Annotated in this window: 1 protein-coding gene; it reads right to left on the bottom strand. The window is 50.1% G+C overall.

Annotation, left to right across the window (positions count from 1 at the left end; genetic code table 11):
• Positions 1-139: 139 nt before the first annotated feature.
• The coding region (locus DDR33_RS25150) for a PKD domain-containing protein (protein WP_146198883.1) at positions 140-856 on the bottom strand (717 nt) is incomplete at its 5' end.

Genomic DNA, 856 nt, shown 5'->3' with positions numbered 1-856 from the left:
GTCGTGACACCTTCCACCAGGATATCCTCTGTCCGGATATAGTCCCCCACCTGGCCATAAGCTCTGTTATATATTGCCGTTATGATCAACAGCACGGCTAAATAAATCTCTTTTTTCATCTTTGTAAGATTTAGTGTGGCTATTGGACTTGGTTTACCCTGAACTTAAGACTGACTTGCCCGGTCAGGTCCAGCGTCAGCGTGACTGGATTCGCTCCCAGAGGGATATCTTGCTGAGGCCCTGATCCTATCTGGTAAGTAGCATAGGCCTGCTCAAAGTCCAGGATCCACTGGTTCACTTTTACCGTATACAAGCCTTCATCTATAAAGACTCCATTTTTTAATGAAGTCTCCGAAAAGGCGTACTTCTTTACTTCGTTTTGGTAAAATTCCACCATCTTGATTTTCCCCTGCTGCGTAAAGGTCTGGTAGGACACATAACAGAGGGCTGGAGAGATCGTAATACTTGCTGTCCGGGAAGCCTCTCCGAACACGGGCGATACGGCCTTCAGCGATACGGTGTAAGTACCCGCCTGGGAATAGGAATGCTCGGGGGACACTAAAGAAGTAGTCGCCACCGGGGCACTCCCATCTCCAAAATCCCATACATAGCTGAGACCTTCGCTGTAAGGATAACTGTATGAACTGCCCGTGAAGGAGACCGGTTGCATCCGGCTGAGCTTCGAACCTGCTGTCAGCAAGAAACTGGGTGGGCTCAGCTGCTGCGGGGCATCTTTAGTGAAATAAGTGTTCCGCCTGACGATTTGCCGGTCCTGGTCCCGCACGGTCAACAGCCTGTTTCGGGCATCGAAACTATAATAAGCCGACACGCCGTTGGTATTGGTCTCAGAGGTCCG

The organism is Pararcticibacter amylolyticus, assembly GCF_003130405.1.
In the GTDB taxonomy this organism is placed as follows: Bacteria; Bacteroidota; Bacteroidia; order Sphingobacteriales; family Sphingobacteriaceae; genus Arcticibacter; species Arcticibacter amylolyticus.
The sequence above is the reverse complement of the archived record's forward strand: the minus strand, read 5'-3'. Positions and strand labels throughout refer to the sequence as shown.